The 18726-nt window shown below is 45.4% G+C and carries 12 protein-coding genes; 9 read left to right on the top strand and 3 right to left on the bottom strand.

Features of this window, described 5'->3' with window-relative positions:
- Window positions 1-298: 298 nt before the first annotated feature.
- The 9 genes from FE296_RS30805 to FE296_RS30765 all read left to right on the top strand — a co-directional run bounded on the left by FE296_RS30805 (window position 299) and on the right by FE296_RS30765 (window position 13433).
- On the top strand, window positions 299-1528 hold the full coding sequence (locus tag FE296_RS30805) for an ROK family transcriptional regulator (RefSeq protein WP_150367525.1): 1230 nt from the start codon (window positions 299-301) through the stop codon (window positions 1526-1528).
- 36 nt (window positions 1529-1564) lie between these two features.
- Complete coding sequence (locus tag FE296_RS30800) at window positions 1565-2617, top strand: ROK family protein (RefSeq protein WP_150367524.1); 1053 nt, start codon at window positions 1565-1567, stop codon at window positions 2615-2617.
- A 49-nt stretch (window positions 2618-2666) separates the two neighbouring features.
- Window positions 2667-3890 (top strand): MFS transporter, encoded by a 1224-nt coding sequence (locus FE296_RS30795; RefSeq protein WP_223869104.1) that lies wholly within the window; start codon window positions 2667-2669, stop codon window positions 3888-3890.
- Window positions 3891-3910: 20 nt separating this feature from the next.
- Complete coding sequence (locus FE296_RS30790; RefSeq protein WP_150367523.1) at window positions 3911-6154, top strand: helix-turn-helix domain-containing protein; 2244 nt, start codon at window positions 3911-3913, stop codon at window positions 6152-6154.
- 574 nt (window positions 6155-6728) lie between these two features.
- Window positions 6729-8330, top strand: coding sequence for an extracellular solute-binding protein (locus FE296_RS30785; RefSeq protein WP_150367522.1), 1602 nt, complete (start codon window positions 6729-6731; stop codon window positions 8328-8330).
- 111 nt (window positions 8331-8441) lie between these two features.
- Window positions 8442-9344, top strand: a complete 903-nt coding sequence (locus tag FE296_RS30780; RefSeq protein ID WP_017688833.1) for an ABC transporter permease — start codon at window positions 8442-8444, stop codon at window positions 9342-9344.
- Between the two features lie 38 nt (window positions 9345-9382).
- Complete coding sequence (locus FE296_RS30775) at window positions 9383-10255, top strand: carbohydrate ABC transporter permease (protein WP_124114304.1); 873 nt, start codon at window positions 9383-9385, stop codon at window positions 10253-10255.
- A gap of 204 nt (window positions 10256-10459) precedes the next feature.
- Window positions 10460-12178 (top strand): hypothetical protein, encoded by a 1719-nt coding sequence (locus FE296_RS30770; RefSeq protein WP_150367521.1) that lies wholly within the window; start codon window positions 10460-10462, stop codon window positions 12176-12178.
- Between the two features lie 289 nt (window positions 12179-12467).
- Window positions 12468-13433 carry a sugar phosphate isomerase/epimerase family protein gene (locus tag FE296_RS30765; protein ID WP_150367520.1) on the top strand — a complete coding sequence of 322 codons (966 nt, stop codon included), beginning with the start codon at window positions 12468-12470 and terminating at the stop codon, window positions 13431-13433.
- 133 nt (window positions 13434-13566) lie between these two features.
- Here the strand turns inward: FE296_RS30765 and FE296_RS30760 are convergent, their stop codons facing one another.
- From FE296_RS30760 to FE296_RS30750, 3 genes are all read right to left on the bottom strand, one after another.
- Window positions 13567-14202 carry a response regulator gene (locus FE296_RS30760; protein ID WP_105598402.1) on the bottom strand — a complete coding sequence of 212 codons (636 nt, stop codon included), beginning with the start codon at window positions 14200-14202 and terminating at the stop codon, window positions 13567-13569.
- On the bottom strand, window positions 14199-16280 hold the full coding sequence (locus FE296_RS30755; protein ID WP_190945667.1) for a sensor histidine kinase: 2082 nt from the start codon (window positions 16278-16280) through the stop codon (window positions 14199-14201). Before FE296_RS30755 ends, FE296_RS30760 begins: the two co-directional genes overlap by 4 nt.
- Window positions 16281-16667: 387 nt before the next feature.
- On the bottom strand, window positions 16668-18707 hold the full coding sequence (locus tag FE296_RS30750) for a serine hydrolase domain-containing protein (protein ID WP_190945665.1): 2040 nt from the start codon (window positions 18705-18707) through the stop codon (window positions 16668-16670).
- Between the last annotated feature and the right edge of the window lie 19 nt (window positions 18708-18726).

Here is an 18726-nt window from a genome sequence, read left to right as displayed (position 1 = left end):
TTTTGTAAAAACACTTTGGTCTTGGATGATGACATTTATGATGCTTTCTATACATATTAAAACCTCCCTGATCGTGATAAGGTATTCTATGAGCGTGGCACTGTTTCGGAAATGTATAAACGTCTATTATTGTATAATAATTCCTTTATTAGGCTTTTGTGTTACAGGTGAAGGTTGGTTCTTTCTAGTAAAAGAGTGCAATGACAAAAAGCTGTACACCTATCAAGTACGATGATATATTGAATTTAATTAATTTGTTTGTTAATAAACTTAACTAACTATAAAGGGAGGCGATAACATGGCTGGCACACCGCAATTTATCCGCAATCTGAATGAAAATCTCATCATGGATGCCCTCATAACTCAGGGAACCATGTCGAGAGCGGATATCAGCCGCCAGACCGGACTTAGTAAACCAACGGTGTCTTTGGCGGTCGAACATCTGATTGACCGTAATCTGGTGAGGGAAATGGGGCGAGCTGACAACGCTCAGGGTCGCAAAGCAACCCTCATTCGTTTCAATGAAACGGCTTATTATGTCTGTGGTATAGATATCGGCGCAACACGTATTCGGATTGCATTATCCGATCTGAATGGAGAGATCATTGCCTATCGAACATATCCCATGGTTGTTCAAAAAGCTTATGAGCGAGCAGAAGCGACGATGCTGGAGCTTCTTCGAAGCCATATGAACGAATTGCTTGATGAGAATCATCTGAACTGGGATCAGATTCAGTGCATCGGGTTTGGTATACCAGGCGTAGTGCTGCCTGATTCAGGACGTATCCATCGTATTGTGGACCCGTTAGCGGGCCTGGAAGAAGCTTTCTCTCTAGAGTCGTTGTCAGGAGCTTTTCCTTGTGAAGTAATTTTGGAAAATGATGTGAACCTTGCGGCCCTTGGGGAGTATCGGAGTGGTGCAGCAGCAGAATATCCCTTGTTTGTTTTTTTCTCCATCGGTACAGGGACGGGTGCTGGCATCATGGTACATGGCCAATTGCTTCGAGGTTTAGGTGGCTTAACTGGAGAGATCGCAGAGATGCTGGTGGACGATGGCCGGCGTCTGGAGGAAGTGCTGTCCGCTGATGGTCTGATGCAACTGGCGAAAGAGTATCTAGATCAGCATGATGAACTATTATTGGAGGCTGCTGATTCGGGTGCAGATATAAATGTAGATGTAGTTGCAAATGATCTTCACAGACACCTTACTCCCGAGAAGTTATTTGAAGCTGCACGCAATGGAGAAGTAGAGGCGTTAGACATTCTACAACAATACAGCCAGAAGATTGCTTCAGCTCTGCGTCAGATTAGCGTTGTGCTTGCTCCAGATCTCATTGTGCTTGGCGGAGGTGTAGGAGGAAACGGTGATGTGTTATTGCCTTTACTGAGGCAGATCATCTCTGAGCAATTCCCGGTGCAACCACAGTTAATCTGTTCCAAGCTTGGTGAGCAGGCTGTTGTCACTGGCGCGGTACAAGTAGCCATACAACAAACGATGGTGAACCTTAAGCAGGAAGGCATGGAATAAGAGATTGGATATACAACATGTGAGGAGGGAAAAGGGATGACAGAATCCGTGAAAAACGCAAGTAATAATTATCAGCCCAATCAGAATGGTACGGTTAGAGGTGATCCATCCGGCTGGATTGCAGGTATTGACATTGGAGGCACCAAAACATTAATGCTCTTGTCATCACAACAGGCTGGAAATGAAGTTCATGAACGTATCTTGCCTACTCTTGCCAGTGATCAGCCGGATGAGTTCTTCCGATGGTTATTCGCTGAATTGGAAACATTCTGCCGCGAAGTTGGATGCAGTCTGGATCAACTTAACGGTGCAGGCTTGGGATTCCCTGGTGTGATTTTGCAGGAGGAGGGAATACTGCGAAATGCTCCAGCTTTTCAGTGGCCAGAGCATGATATTCGCCCTGTGATTGCAAAGTATTATAGCGGAAATATCATGTTGGACAATGATGTGAATCTGGCCGCAATGGGAGAATATGATCAAGGGGCAGCGCAGGGACATCAACACTGTGTGATGGTCACGGTTGGAACGGGCATTGGAGCTGCTCTTATCCTGAATGGACAGCTCTACAGCGGTCAGAATGGAGCAGCAGGTGAGATTGGGCATTTCATTGCAGGAGACGAAGGGCTTCATACCGGTTACGTTGCTAATGCGGATTCCTTTGGCGTATTTGAGCAAGTGACTTCAGGTACGGGAATTACCGAACAGGCGAGGCGTTATTTTGCTGCTGGAAAGGGAAGTTCCTTATCCCTTATCATGAGTCTGGCAGGAGGGGAAGCGGAACAGATTGAAGCCAGGCATGTATTCAAAGCAGCCGAGTCGGGTGATTTTGCAGCCCTGGAGATTCTGGAACTACCCATGCGTTATATGGCTAGAGGTCTGGCGAATATTACGGCTTTACTCAATCCTTCCATTATAGTGATCGGTGGTGGCGTGGCTGCATCCAACCCATCCTATTATCTAAATGAAGTGCGCACACGCCTCCAACGTTACAGCGTCCTGCCTACACTTTTAGCTGTAGCTGAACTGGGGAACAAAGCAGGAGCAATCGGGGCATTGGCTGCAATCAAGTCGAGTCTGACACGCACATAAAAATAGAGAATAGGCGAAGCAACTACAGAAATAAAGGATGGAGATCCGGATGAGAAGTAGACATATGAAGGCTTACACAGAGAAAACAAAAGCCGATTCCAATGATGCAAAACGTGTTTTACTCCAATTGCAGGGCCTATATCTGTTTATGGGGCTTGCCGGGGGGATGTTTAACCCGTACATTAATCCCATATTGGTTGCACAAGGTTTTTCAAGTAAAGAAACCGGATTTATTATGGCGTTTGGCACACTTGTATCTATTATTCTTCAACCTATATGGGGAATTCTGGTAGATAAGTTTAAAAAGACACGGTTCGTACTGGTGATAAGCCTGCTTGTTCCTGCATCGTTAGCGTACTTCTACAATATTCAAGTGTACTTTATATTAATATTGATTTATACTTTATGCACTATATTCCAAGTGACTCAAATACCCGTGGCTGACTCCTATGCGGTTACCGCCGCGAGAGCAGCCAATACCTCATATGGCATGATTCGACTCTTCGGCAGCATAGGAACGGGAGTTGGTGGATTTGCCGCAGGGATGTATCTCTCCCAATTTTCCATTCACATGTTATGGCTGCCATTTCTTCTGTTTAACATTCTGAGCGCTATACTGGCAAGTACACTTCCCCGGCAGACGAGCATATCCTCGTCCTCGGTAACCTTCTCCGTAGGTTTGGCAAGATTGCTCCGAAACCGGACATTCCTTCTATTTCTAACAGGTTGTTTCCTGGTTAACCAAACGCTCACTGCGTTTAACTCCTTTTTTGTCATTTCATTTCAGATGGCTGGCGGTTCTGTGACCATGACGGGTACAGCACTGTTGCTGGCGTCAATTACCAATGTTCCATCCATGTTGGCAGCGGCATTCATACTCCGAAAATGGGGACATGAACGGACGATGCTGCTTGCGGCGGGGGCGTATATGTTACGTTGGGGAATCCAATGGCTATGGCCGACGCCTGAGGTCATGATTGGCGTTCAGGTGCTGCATGGATTATCCTTTGGTTTCTTCTATATTGCAGCAGTGGAATATGTGGCATCAGTTACGGGACGGGAAATGCAGGCCACGGGACAAAGTTTATTTAACATGGTGCTTGCTGGCCTGGGCGGAATCGTTGGTAATATGCTTAACGGATATTTACTCGATTCCGGCGGTCCATCACTGATGTATCTGGCTTGCACGATCAGTGCGGCACTAGGATCAGTGATTCTGTATATCGTCAGCAGGCAGGCCAAAGAACAGAGAAGAGCATACTCATTAGAATAGGATGGAAGGAGTTGGAGCCTATGAAAGTAAATCTGAAGCGGAATTGGCACACCAAGTTGATGTATTCGTATTTCCCCATTTTTCTGCTTACGATTTCCATTCTGATCTTTCTCTCCTTCCTGATTGTCAACGAACTCTCACGTAACGAAACGCAAAAAGCCGACATGATCTCCACCCGTTATATCGTGGATACACTGGAGCGCTCGCTAAGCGACATTGAACTTCGGTTGCTTGAAGACATTGGTGCAAACAAGGCATATAGTCGCTTTCTGGAAGCTGAACAGGGACAATTATCGAGTCAGTTCATCTATGATGCGGCAAGTGGGCTGGGACGTATGCTGGATCAGCAGGATATGATTCAATCGATTTATCTCTATCGCATGTCCGATTCCCAGATACTTACGCCCAGAGGCATGATGCGTTTGGAAGATTTCGAAGATCGTGCCTATATTGAGCAAGCCTTGAAAGATCGGGAGAACCTCGGTTGGAACCTGCCACGTGATTATAAGGAACGTTCCTTTGACATACCTTCACAGGTAATTAGCATGAATAAGTGGCTTCCTTTACCGTGGGGCGGGGAAGGACTGCTCGTCATTACCATCCGCATGTATGCAGTGGAACGGCAGATTGATAACATGACCAATGAAAAGTTATCTGTTCTTCAGGTTCGGGATAAGAGCGACAATCTGATTTATACCGCGCATCAAATGGACCCTTCAGCAGATGAAATCCTTAATCGTGTGACTTCGGACAAGCTTGGTCTTGTCTTCGAGAGTGGTATTCAATCCGGACAGCTGTATTCATGGGTATCCCTTGTTTCTTATGTGTGGATCGGTATTGGTTTATTAACGATTGTTGGTGCAGTGGCGGGACTAATCTACATTACTCGCAGAAATACACGCCCCATCCAGCTGATCATGAATCGAATTCAGGCGTTACAGCCACGTGCCGAGGAGGATGAAGCAGCTCCATCCGTCAAAGATGAACTGGCCCTCATCGACCGTGCGCTGGAACATCTGATTGCTCAGACGGTTGACTATGAGAAACAACATCATGAAAACTTGCTGATTCATCGCAGACAGTTGCTTGTTGATCTGATGGAAGGGGAGCGAATGGATTCGTTCCGTCAGCGACTTCGCCATCTGCAACCGCTAGAGGAACGATTCATGGAACCGAAGAGTGTTGCTGTCCTCATTGCGGAGATGAATGGTGACGATCTCTCGACCAATCAGAATATTCTGAAGATTGCGCTCATGAACGTAGTGGAAGAACTTGTGCAGAATGAGACCCAGTTCGGCGGTTGGGCTGAATGGTTTGGGAACCGCAGGCTTATTGTGCTGATTGCATCGGATGAGCAGGAAGGACTGGACCGTGAATTGCTTATGGATCTGGCTAAGCAGATGCATATGTGGATTGCGGAAAACTTCCGCCTCCGGTTTACGTTTGGGATTGGACGAACCGTATCGGGCTGGGAGGAGATTACTCGATCCTATGCGAGTGCAGATGCGGGTTTGCAGCATAGACTTACCCTTGGTAAAGATGCCATCGTTCTCAGTGAGCAACTGCCGGATCGTATTGAGCTGCAATCGTACAAGTATTTGCAGATGCTCGCAGACTTTGTCCGTGAATTCAGATTAACCGGTGATGGTTGGCGAACGCAGCTGGATCAGATGTTTGTTGCGTTCAGCGAAGATCAGATTACAGATCACGATATTCGCATGTTGCTGCAGGCATTAATCCAGATGTTGTCCCGTGAATTCGGAGAGCTGTCTGAGCGGTTACAGAGCCAATTTGCAGAGGAAATCCTGACTCGTCTTCGCAGTGATATCCAGCAGGCGGAGACACTGGAGGGCATTCAGGAGATTTTGCAGGAGTGGCTGAAAGAGGTGTATCGCAATTATGTATCTGTAAATGAAACGAAAAGCCATCGCGCGATGATCAACGAGCTGCGGATCTATATTGAAGAGCATTTTGATGATCCGGATCTGTCGCTAAAACATCTAAGCGATCGGTTCCAGATCTCGGGCAAATATGCGAGTTATCTATTCAAGGAAGAGTTTGAGATGAAGTTTGTTGATTTTCTGGTGAAACTGAGGGTTGAAAAGGCCTGTCGTCTGTTGTCTGCATCCGATATGGCTATACAGGATATTGCTCTGCAAGTGGGTTATGCCAATGCCATCTCCTTCGGCAGAGTATTTAAACGGATTATGGGCGTGACACCAGGGGACTACCGCAAGCAGGGTGGAAAACAAGGGGAACAATAACGGAATTACATCCGAGTATCGGGTGAAATCCAATAATCTTAGAGATATCTATGAAATCTCCTGTATGAGGGAATAAGGTTCGTACCTTATCGTCCTTTGCAGGAGATTTTTTACATGCGGGAAATGCCATCGATACGTTGTATGGTCAAATGAAGTTTAATCTTCCGCCAAGGAATTAGTGCGTCGAATCGTTCTACACGTGTTGCTAAACAAGGAGATCACATAAGATGTGGTCTCTTTTTCATTTTTTGAAGAGAGATTTAATGGAAAAAGGATTATTGCAAGCTGGGTGATGCCAGATTAGGTAGGAAAAATCGATCTTAATGCAACATAATATGTTATTATAGTTAACATATAAGGTGTGAAAATTGTATATTGTCAGGAAATATGTTTATATATCGCGGTATTTAACGTGAAAAACGTGAAATTTACATTTTGAAAATAGTTTATTGTCTAAATCTCAGATCTTATGTAATGATTAGTGACATTCACAGGTGCAACAAAATGGGATGAACAAAGTGGAGTGGCAATCATGTGAATCCATTCAGAGAGTGTGCGAAAGGGGAAAGGTCAAATGAGATTATTTCAAAGACGTAAAGCAGGCAAGGCAAGTTCAATCCTCGCAGTGGTAACAGCATTCACTCTATTATTATCTGCATGTTCGTCAGGAAGCGAATCAACATCTTCATCAGGAGAGTCGGGTGCGGGGGAAAAAACGACTTTGAAAGTAGAAATCTTCGATCGGGGCAACACACCGGCGGGCTACACCATTTCGGACAGTTATCTGACTCGCTTCATTCAAGAGAAGTTTGGTGATCCAAACAACATCGATGTTCAATTTGTTCCGGTACCACGCTCGGAGGAAGTACAGAAACTTAACGTTCTGATGGCGAGTGGCTCTGAAGTACCTGATATCGTCTTTACCTACGATTCGGGAACATTCAACCGATATGCAGAGCAAGGAGGTCTGACCGAACTTACGGATCTAATCAATCAAAGTGGTCCTAACCTGAAGAAGTTCCTCGGAGATGAAACGCTGGCCTACGGTCAATATGATGGTCAACAGTTTGCGATTCCAGGTAAACGTCTTGTACTTGGCAAGTACGCATCCTATGTTCGTCAGGACTGGCTGGATGCACTCGGATTGCCTTCCCCTGAGACAGCTGAGGAGCTGCATACAACACTGAAGGCCTTTAAGGAAAAAGATCCGGGTAAGGTCGGCACAGGACTTATCCCGATGGGGATGTCGATTGCCTCGGCTCAATATGAACCCCTGATCTGGTCATTCATTGAACCGCTGACGGAAGAACAGAAATATACATTAACGCAGCAACTGGGTTCCAATGACTATCCAACGTTGTTGCCTGGTTTCAAGGACGCTCTGAAATATATGAACACACTATATAATGAAGGATTAATGAGCAAGGACTTTGGACTCGATAAAGACAAGAAAAAGCTGTGGGAAGATGTATCTAACGGCAAAGTTGGATTCTACACCGAGGATGCAGGGGAGATTTATATCTCCGGTACGTACAAAAACCTGCAAACCAATCAACCTGGTGCAGTGATGACACCGATTGATGCATTCAAAAACTCGGAGGGCAAATTCGCCAAACCGGCATACGCACCCAATGCAATGTATGTCATGATTCCGAAATCGAGCAAAAATGCGGAAGCAGCGATGAAGTATCTGGATTGGATGGCTTCAGGCAACAACCTGTTCGACCTGCAATTCGGTGTTGAAAATGAGAACTATGAACTTGTGGATGGTGTACCACTGATCAAGGATGATGCTTCTCCTGAAATCGCGGGCCGTATCTATAATTCCGGTGACATTGCCATTATCGTCAATGGTAAATATGTTGGGGAGGACAAGAAAAATGAAGAGGCTTATGTCGTTCAGGTAGAGTCGAAGTATCGGGATGATATGCGCAAGTCGGTAGCGATCTCTAACACGGACACCATTCAACCGGTACGTTTCTCCAAACCGATTGACGCAGAAGCACGTTACGGTAACGGCTTGAAAGACAAGTTTATGGAGTTTTTCGTGAAAACAACCATTTCCAAACCCGCTGATTTTGAAGCCACGTATGACAGCATGATGAAGGACTACATGGCGAGCGGCGGCCAAGCAATCCTGGATGAACGTACAGAAGCTTACAAAGCGATGAAATAAGTAGAGTAGAGATCACATCTAATGTGTATGACAACAAAGGACAGGGATTTCATTAGGGCGATGGCAACATCGCCTTGATGAAGAATCCTGAATGACATGGGGGGAAGGTTTATGAAAACAAGCATCTATTTCCGCAGAAACTGGCAACTATATGCGTTGCTCCTACTGCCCATGATCTACTTCATTATTTTTAAGTATGGGCCAATGTATGGCGTGCAGATTGCCTTCAAGGACTTTAACTTCTTTCAAGGGATCGCCGGTAGTGAGTGGATTGGCTTGGATGCATTCAGAGAAGTGTTTCAAAATCAGGGATTCTACACGGCATTGCGTAACACGTTAGTGCTTAATATGCTGGATTTACTGGTTTCCTTCCCGGCACCACTTATATTAGCCATCTTATTGTTTGAGCTGAAAAAGGCCTGGTTCAAAAAGTTGGCACAGACTTTACTGTACATTCCTCACTTTATTTCGTGGGTCATTATTGGAGGGATCGTACTTCAGGTATTCGGTACACAATCCGGTTTCATTAACAATATTTTGATGAGCATGGGATTTGATCCATTGCCATTCCTTTCAGACAAAAACTATTGGCTCTTTACGTATCTTGCGGTAGGCGTGTGGCAGAGTGCAGGCTGGGGTACGATTCTGTATCTGGCATCCCTGACAGGGATTAACCGGGAGCTGTATGAAGCGGCAGAAGTAGATGGAGCAAGTCGGCTACGGAGAATCTGGCACATCTCCTTGCCAGGCATCAAAACAACGATTGTTACCTTATTGATCATCAATGTCGGCAACATGATCTCTATCGGCTTTGACCGACCGTTTATTATCGGTAACGTGGCTGTACGTGAATACTCGGATGTGCTCAGCACGTTTGTCTATCGTGTTGGTTTACAATCTGGTCAGGTTACGCTCGCAACAGCTGTAGGTTTGTTCCAGGCTTTAGTTGGACTTGTCTTCATACTCGGAGCAAATTATACGTCCAAGAAATTAACCGATGAGAGCATTATGTAGTGGATTGAATCACATATGATCTGTAAGGAGTGAGTGAGATGTCTGAAAACACGGCGAATCGAATATTCAACTCGGTAAACGTCATTCTTATTATCATTACGATGGTGCTGTGTCTTGCACCATTCATTCATATTATTGCGATCTCGCTCAGCTCAAACCGGGCGATTGGTTCAGGAGAAGTTTCCTTTTTCCCCAAAGAATTATCCTTTGAGGCGTATACCAAAGTATTTGCAGATGGATCGATGATTCGTTCACTCATCTATACGATTTGGCTGACCGTCCTGAGTACGGTGCTGAGCATGGTGATGACCATTGCAGCGGCATATCCACTGGCGAAGAGTAATCTGAAAGGGCGCAAGTGGTTCATGCTTGTCATTGTGGTGACAATGTTCTTCAGTGGCGGCATTATTCCTGAGTACATTCTGATCAAAAATCTGCATCTACTCGACAGCACATGGGGACTTATTCTGCCTGGATTGATTAGTCCGTTCTATATGATCATTCTCATTACCTTCTTCCGAGGTATTCCCGAAAGTCTGGAAGAAGCGGCGGGCATTGACGGTAGCAGTCACTTCGGAACACTTATGCGCATTATTTTGCCACTCTCTCTTCCGGTTATGGCAACACTGAGCCTATTCTACGCGGTAGGACGCTGGAATGGTTTCCAGGATGCACTCATGTATATTACGAAGCCTGAGCTATACCCTTTACAATTGAAATTGTATCAGATGATTCAGCAAAACCAGATTACAGAACTGATGCAGAACGAAGGCATTGGTGCTGTTCAGGTCCTGCCTGAGAGTCTGAAAGCAGCCAGCGTTATATTCTCAACGTTACCGATCCTGCTTGTGTATCCGTGGTTGCAGCGGTACTTTATCAGTGGCGTAATGGTAGGTGCTGTAAAAGGTTAATAAAGGTTGTTCAAAAAGTTCACTTTTGATTGCGAATGATGCCTAGTGGCATCATCAGCATCGAATATGAAATTCAGCCGAAATGTCCGTTGCTCACGTAGTTGTCCTACGCTCCGCTACTCCATTTCTGGCTTAATTCCATCTTCTTGGTACTGAAAACTGATCTTTTTGAACATGCACCTATAGTCTCGGGAGGTCCATGACATGACACAACGAATGGTAGAAAAGATGTCGAAAGAGCAGCAGTATCTTATAAATCAGTCCATGTTGATGATGGATAGCTTCTATGACAAGGAACTGGATCTGCTACGTAGTTTCGAAGAAGAGGATTCATCGCAGCACAGCACACGAGCCAGTGCACATTATGCGCTAGGGTTGTTGATTCGAAATGAGCCTGGTGATGTGGAACGCGCGATACGGGTGTTCCACAAGGTGCTCGATGTTCAATATGACGCTCCGGATGAGATCTATCACGGAACCTTCGCGACCCGGCCCAATGATGTGCATCCACCAGCGGGTCACTATGCTTGGAAATCTTTTGCGCCAGGCACGGCCTATTTCCTGGAACGCACCTTTGAGAAGGTGTCTGCGCAGTTTATCCATAAACTACAGGAAGAGGGTTCTCTGCTCACAGAGTCCGCAGATCCCAAACAACTGAAACACTTGTTTCATTCGGCGGTGAATCAGGTTTTGCCACCAGTCTGGATCAGCTATGATCCCAACTGGCGCGAGTTTATCGCTTGTGTCTGTGTGGTTGTAACTGCCGAATTCGCCCAACTTATGCCGGAGACACTCATGAAACGGATAGACCATGCGATGGAACTGGCTGTACAAGGGTCAATAGAACGCAGGTTATCCGACGTAATCCCAATGAACACCAATATTGAGTTAATGCATATTTTCATCACCCACTACTACGGCCATCGCTTGAACCGAACAGAATGGATTCAGCATTCGGATGAACAGGCAGAGGGATTCATGAAGGAGTTTGAACAGTACGATGGTACATTCGCTGAATTCAATACAACAACGTATTACGGGGTGGATCTGTCCGTGCTTGGCATGTATCGAAAGTATGGACTCACCGAACGTTTGATCGAAATTGGACACCGGATTGAACATGGGCTGTGGAATAACATTGTGCTATATTACAATGCCAACCTGGAGAATCTCTCCGGCCCATTCTCTCGGGCGTACGACATGGAAATGCGAGAGCATAGTTCAATGGGCGTGTTTATCTATCTCTTGCTTGGAGAAGGGTATGAATATCTGGCAGGAATCAACTGTGAGTCAGGTCATGATCCACTGATTGCGCTTCTTGGGGTGGATGTGCCCGCAGAAGCCGTGCCGTATTTCAGGGCTCATCAAGAAGATCGACTTGTGCAGAAACAGTTCATGGAACTGTGTGAGCGCAATGATCCAACCTCCAATCGGAATTTGTGTACAGCCAAAGCTTGGATCGGTGAGGATCGGATGATCGGGGCCATGTCGGGAAGTGTGAATACGAATGGACAGATGCATCCAGCTACGATCCACTGGCAGACAGAGACGGGGGAGCGTTATTATCTTCGTTTGATCCGCCGTGAGGTAGACGAGGGGTGGAACAGTCATCTGCGCGGAATAACGTTCGATGCGGATCTCACGCCAGATTCGTTAACCATTGATGTGGAACTGGATACGGCGGAAGAGATCGATGTTTATTTTGAAATCAGAGGCCCATCCCTTCGTCAGCAGGATATTACATCAGCGTTATGGCAGCTCCCTGGACTTACGTGTACCGTGAGGGCTGAGGCGCCTGAACCATCCGTGTTAATGTACGTGAATCATGCGGAGATCATCTATCGTTATGTACCTGGAAAGACTGCGAACAAGATGAGATTTGAATTGACTCTCCGTGAAAACAACAGTATGAGGAATAAATAGGTATATAAGATGAACTGAACATTTACACGAGAACGGAGAGTGCAGAACCGATCTGAAGAAGCGGAGCGTTCGCCTGAAAGCTTTCTGCAAGAAAGCTGCATCGGAAGCATAAGCTATCTCCGGATTTTTCCGTTTGGAGCAGGGGATCAAAAAAATCTGGGGATAACAGCGATCGGAAGATGGTACTGCAAATGGAGTGATCTAGTGTAAAGTTTATTGGTTCAACTTATATAGATAGAGATAAATGGAATATGAATGGGCGATAGAATGAGAGACAGGAGGACCAGTCATGTACACGGACAAGCAGGAATATTCGTTTTCTACATGTTGGAATATCAAACGTCATACGACCGGACAAGGCATGATTGAAGAGATCAAATCTCTTGGATTCAGACAGGTGGAGCTTAATTATAACGTTACGGAAGAGATGCTGCAGACGATAGAACCGATGATTGAACGGGGCGAAATCGGTGTATCCAGTGTGCATAATACATTCCCGCATGTGGCTGATCCGGATTATGGGACGGATTCCGTCCTGCTCGGATTCGCTGATGAGCCGCGCCGCAAACGAGCGATTGAACTGTTACTCCGCTCTGCCGAGTATGCACATCGTTATGGAGCCAAGGCTGTTGTTATACATCCGGGTGAGGTTCCGTTTGAATACAATATAGATGAAGCGTTGAAAAAGATATACCACGATCAGGGGCCGGACTCCCCGGCGTATCAATCTTTATGGCAAGAGATGCTGGAGAAACGGGAAGATGGCAGCGCACATTACCTGAGCCGGATTCAGGAGAGTCTGGAAGAGGTATGTGACTTGTCGGAGCAGCGGGGATATGGAGTGAATTTTGGTATTGAAACCCGTTCACGCTGTTATCAGATGCCTACTTTGCACGAAGCGGGAACGATTATTGGACGCATGAAGGGCGCGCCGCTTGGTCTTTGGTACGATATTGGTCACGGCATGATGATGGATCGAATGGGGCTATATGACAATGTACATGAGGCTAATGCGTTGATTGATCACGTGGTTGGCGTGCATATTCATGAAACCGTAGGGTTATCAGATCATTGGTGTCCATACATTCATAGCAAAGACATGACATTTTTTGATTCATTTTTGGATATTATCGACCGTTCTCCGGTGAAAGTATATGAATTAAAAGCCGCGTGTACACCGGAAGAAATCAATGAGAGTCATGGAATAATCACGGCTCGTATTACTGAGCGTCATGCGGCACGTCAGCGCGGATAGGGAGCACACGCATCAAGCATGAATGCCCCTATAGGAAAGTAATTAACAAATAGAGCGGTTAAGAACAAACCTCAGGTTGCATTACAAGGGTGTTCTGCCGCTCTTTTGTTGTTCTTTTAAAAGGTGAATGTTTTTAGCGTTTCTCAGGGAGTGTTACGTCACCGAGAATACCTGCCTGATAGCCTTTGACTACAGCCCCGATTCTGGATTTAACACCAAATTTCTGTGTAATAGACGTGATATGATACTCCACTGTACGTTGGCTGATCGCCAGATCCTGTGCAATTTCCTTATTGGTCATCTCCAGTGCAATACGGTTAAGCACTTCGCGTTCTGTTGCAGTGAGTGATTCCTCCAGATTAGAGGATAACATGGTCTCTGGAACAAGCACATGACCCAACATACTTTGGTGAATGGCGTTGATAATCTGTCCATACGTTGCTTGTTTTGACAAGTAGGCATGGACGCCCAGATCATAAGCTTTTAACTGGAATTCATGATAGTTGTATCCAGATAGCAATATAATTTTGACGGATAACCCGTATTGATCTTTCAATCTTCTCACAACCTCGAACCCATCAAGCTGGGGCATGCGGATATCCATCACAACAACATCTGGTCGCAACGCCTCTACTTCGGATAAAAAAAGCAATGGATCGCTGAATGTCTTCAGTACCTGTATGCCGGGTTCGCGGTTTAAGCGGTTGTTGAGACCTTCCATGACCAGGGGGTGATCATCAAGCAGTACGACTGTAATGGGTTCGCTCATTGTTCAGTTGCTCCTTTGGTTAAAGGCAAACGGATGTTGATTGAGGTTCCTTTGCCAAGGCTGGAATGTATGGTGAATTCTCCACCGAGATGTTGAATGCTGTTTTGTATGGATATCAAACCGAAGTGCCCTGTTGCAGTATCAAATGTGGTATGAACATTAAACCCCAAGCCGTCATCCTCTATTTGGAGAAACAGGTCATTAGCCCTTGTATGTACCTGAATGGAGCAAAACGACGCCTGTGCGTGCTTCATCACATTCATAATGAGTTCACGGATCGTCCGAAAGACGGTGGACTTCAGAGGTTCTTGCTTCAACTCTCCAGAGAGGGCGTTGTAGTTTAGTTCCATTCTGATACCACTTTGTATTTGAAGTGTTCGGATGAGCCATTGCAACGCTTCCTCAAGATCACTTCGATCCATAATATGAGGGTAGAGATCATCACACAATTGGCGTATATCTCTCTGGGAAGCATACAGGCACTCCAGCCAAACAGCCGTTTGATCCTTATGCGTCTCTCCGGTATCGTGTAATTCCTCCAAATCACGAGACAGAAAAATCAGGTTTTGTAGCAGTTGGTCATGCAGGAAATAAGAGGTTTTCATACGCTCTGCCTGTTGGGCTTCCATCATAATATCATTGAACTGCCGATGGCGGCGTATCTGGTGTTCATGAAGATCTGTCTGGTCTACACGGTATTCATATCGCTTCTGCAGATCGGATAAGAGTTTGCCATTGACGAGCATTCGAATCGCTTCCAGCCTGCCTTTATCAATGATCTCCTGCTCTTCTGCTGAAAAAAGGGTGCGATTTTCTTTGTGGCCAATGCCCAGGAATCCTGCCATCTCCGTAGTGTGTTCACCTGAAAGCTCCCAAACCTGTGCCAAGTCATATTTCTGTCGTAAAACTTCAATATCCAACGCCTCGTTATCGATATTCTGAATGGAAGCAAAAACCCCTGTACCTTCCTGAGAATATCTGTGCTTATCATCAATCCATATGACAATTACGCCTTCAATATCCAGCATCTTGTGGAACATCTCGGCAAACACGTGAATCATGTCCCGCATGTTTTGCTGCTCAGCCATTCGCATAGTCAACCGCAGTTGCTGGTGTTCCAACCAGTCTTTGTTAAGTTTGTTTTTCTTGCGTGATCGGGTGAGCATGTACTTATACACCCAAGTAATCAGCAAAAACGAGACAAACAGTAAGCTGATATGAATTAACGAATGCAGGTGAGAAGCAGCCAGAAACAGTAAAAATACGATTAAAGCATATAGTCCATGAATCATCAATCTTGGCATAACCAGTTTGAGGTCAAGCATACTCCGTTGTACAAGTACATAAGTGAACATCCATGATAAAGGAAGAAATCCAATTAATGTGTACTCTACAGGCAATAATGGTTCACCTTGAAGCAGGGTTGGAATAGCAAAACAGATGATGAAGGGAATCAGGCTAAAAATAATTCCTGTTAACATGAGCAATAGCTGGTTCTGCTCCTTGCGATTGTAGCTTGTACGATTAACCCATGTCATCCAGATTAAGATCAGAAGGGTTGCACAAAGAATAAAGTTAAGCAGATTAGTTGGACCAGACGGCGCAACAGGAGTACTGACGGTGGTAATGCCTTGATTGATCTGAACATCGGTCATCATCCACTGCTTGATGTACAGAAATACTAGGCCTGCAGAATAAGCAACTGCAATACCTCTGCTGATGAATAGTAACCACCGGAAACGATGCAGGCGGGTACGGAATACAAAAGACACATAAAAAGCAGTTAAACAGTAAGGTAACCATGCCGCACAAAAGGCCAAAATATAATTGGATAAAGGCAACTGGGATGTGTATATCGTCAGTATACATATGGCCATGGACAGGTTAAGGAGGTAGAACAGACGCATCACTCGTGAACCGGGTTGGCTAAACAAGGCATAGGTTCCGGTCAGCAACAGCAATAATTCTACAATGGATGAGAAGCCGATGTTAAACCATTCACGTGGTCCAGGCTTCATTGTATGTTCGGATGTCTGACCGCGAAAATTCTCAACGCCGATGGTGTAGGCTTCAGTCACTAAGAATTCACCTTTTTGATGGAGTAACCGGACTTCTCTTTTGGGTGCCAAGGAGATAACGGTGTCACCCGATCTAATTCCGGATGTAAAAGCTAACCCTTGCGGATCTATATCATGTACTGCCCAAGAATTGGAGGCATTTGGTGTCAACGAAAGTCCGATATAAGGATTTAAAAATGAAGAGATATGGATATATGTGGCTGTTAGTATAAAGCACAACATCGTGACAAACCAAACAGAACTAAATTTATATGTGGTGACTCTATGTAATGAATTTCTTAATCCCATGCGAGTAATCATCCGTTCTAATAAAATGCATCATTGGTAAAATGAAGTGGAAAAACAAGCCATGTAGCAATGACATGGCTTGCCAAGCAGCACTCTATGTTAATGTAGCAGAGTGCCTAACATTTTGTACATCAAAACTGCTGATTCCTGTCTGAGCATAGGCTGCTTCGATCTATAATCCACAGCACCGCTGCTGGATATGGACACTTCTGGACCGTAGAGACCTAAAGCGACTACAAATTGAACCCCTTCTTGAGCCCAACGATCCTGTGAACCGGCAAGATTGGCAGTTACGGCAGGTGCACCAAGTAGTTGTTGAGCCGTTCTGGAAATAATCACTGCGGCCTCTTGCCTTGTGATGGCTTGGTCAGGATGGAACAATCCATGGGTATTTCCTTGCACAATACCCAATTCAAGGGCGGTTTGAATGAAGGCGGCATAGGGGCTTAACTGGGTGTCTTTAAATTTTGGTGATTGAGTCGAAATTGACATCCCGCTTATACCCACGACCTGTGTTACAAATTCTCCACGACTAACAGGCTTCTCTGGTTCAAATAGGGATTGATCCTGTGGATACAGGCCAATCTGTGTTAAGCGATAGATGTACGGAGCATAGGGATGGTCTTCTGGCACATCCTCATAAGGCTTGGCTTCTGGCAATTTCTCGGACCAGCTATCTGACTTGTTGTAATAGAAATACGTGATTTCACCTGACTGATTTTTTTTGAAACCAGCAAGCTTACCGTCCTCATCCATGAACAACATGTCCTTAACGGGTGTTAAAGTGTGAGTGCCATAAGCATCTATAACCTGAAGAAATTTCTCTGTTGCTGAAATATCATACAACCATGCGGGCAAGCGGATATCCCGATATAGTCCCTCATAGGTACGGAGTGAAGACTTGGGTACGCTATAATCACTATAATGCGTCTTGTTGTTTGGATAAAAATGATCCATAAATGCATGAAAAAGCGCTTCTCGCACATCTGGTCCATCACTGTTGGAGACGATAAATAGTCCAGTCTTCTCGTTAGGTAACAGCCACAGATTGGAGTGGAATCCGTCCAGATCGCCTGCTTTACTCACGACTTTCCGTCCATGATTATACTGCGAATAGGTGGATTCGAATCCGTAACCTGTACCAGGTATATCCGGGTGTATGGAGACATCCAACGTTTGCATCGCTTGGACGGATGAAGGTTCTAGTATACGTGCACCCTGGTACGAACCTTGATTGAGCTGCGCAAGCATAAAATGAGCCATATCCCGTCCAGTCGTAATTAATCCACCCTCAGGTGAGCTATCCGGTACATTGGAATATTGCGGTAATGCCTGCCCTTCAGCGCCATAAGGAGTCGCGAGTTTACTGAGCGAGTCTTTGCTTAGTGTAAAATGGCTATTCGACATACCGAGTGGCTGGAAAATATGCTGTTGTACATAAGTCTCAAACGGAAGTTTGGACTGTTTCTGAACAATGTAGCCCAAGAGTGCATAGCCGTAGTTGTCGTAACGGAAAACTTCTCCTGGCGTGCGGACAATGGACGGTTGGTGGTCTTTGATGAATTGCTCAAGCGGATAAGAACTTCCCAGCCCTCTGTCTGTAGCTGCTGCATCTGTGAAATCAAACCCGCTGGTGTGGGTCATCAGATGTTCTAATGTTAACGCTGTTCCGGTATGGTTGGTCAGATCAAGACCATCTGTGTATGTGCTGACATCCTCATTAAGCTTTAATTTTCCTTGCTCAGCCAATTGCATAATGGCGGTTGCTGTCAGCGTTTTGGATATGGAGGCTACACGAAATAGAGTGGAGTCGGCATCGACTGGGATTTGTTTTTCCACATTGGCATAACCATATCCTTTATTCAACACAATCTGTTGATTGTGAACAACGGTGACTACCGCACCTTTCAGAGCAGACTTCACTTCAGGCTGGGCGAAGAACTGACTGATGAACGATTCCGTTTCCTGAGGGGTTACCTGGTGAAGGGGGAGACTATTCTCTGCCGATACACTGGTCATTGTAGTGAAACTTAGAGATGCAACCAGGAGGATGTTGGCCACAGCACGTTTCCAATTAGGATTTGATTTGTAGCTGTGTTGTTGTTGTCGAGTTGGACATGTTGCTACGTGAGATTTCATGAAATTCTCCTTTGAGTTG

The sequence above is a fragment of the Paenibacillus sp. UASWS1643 genome (genome assembly GCF_008693195.1).
GTDB classification, from domain to species: domain Bacteria; phylum Bacillota; class Bacilli; order Paenibacillales; family Paenibacillaceae; genus Paenibacillus; species Paenibacillus amylolyticus_B.
Note: the sequence above shows the minus strand (reverse complement) of the source record. Positions and strands in the feature narration are given on the sequence as shown.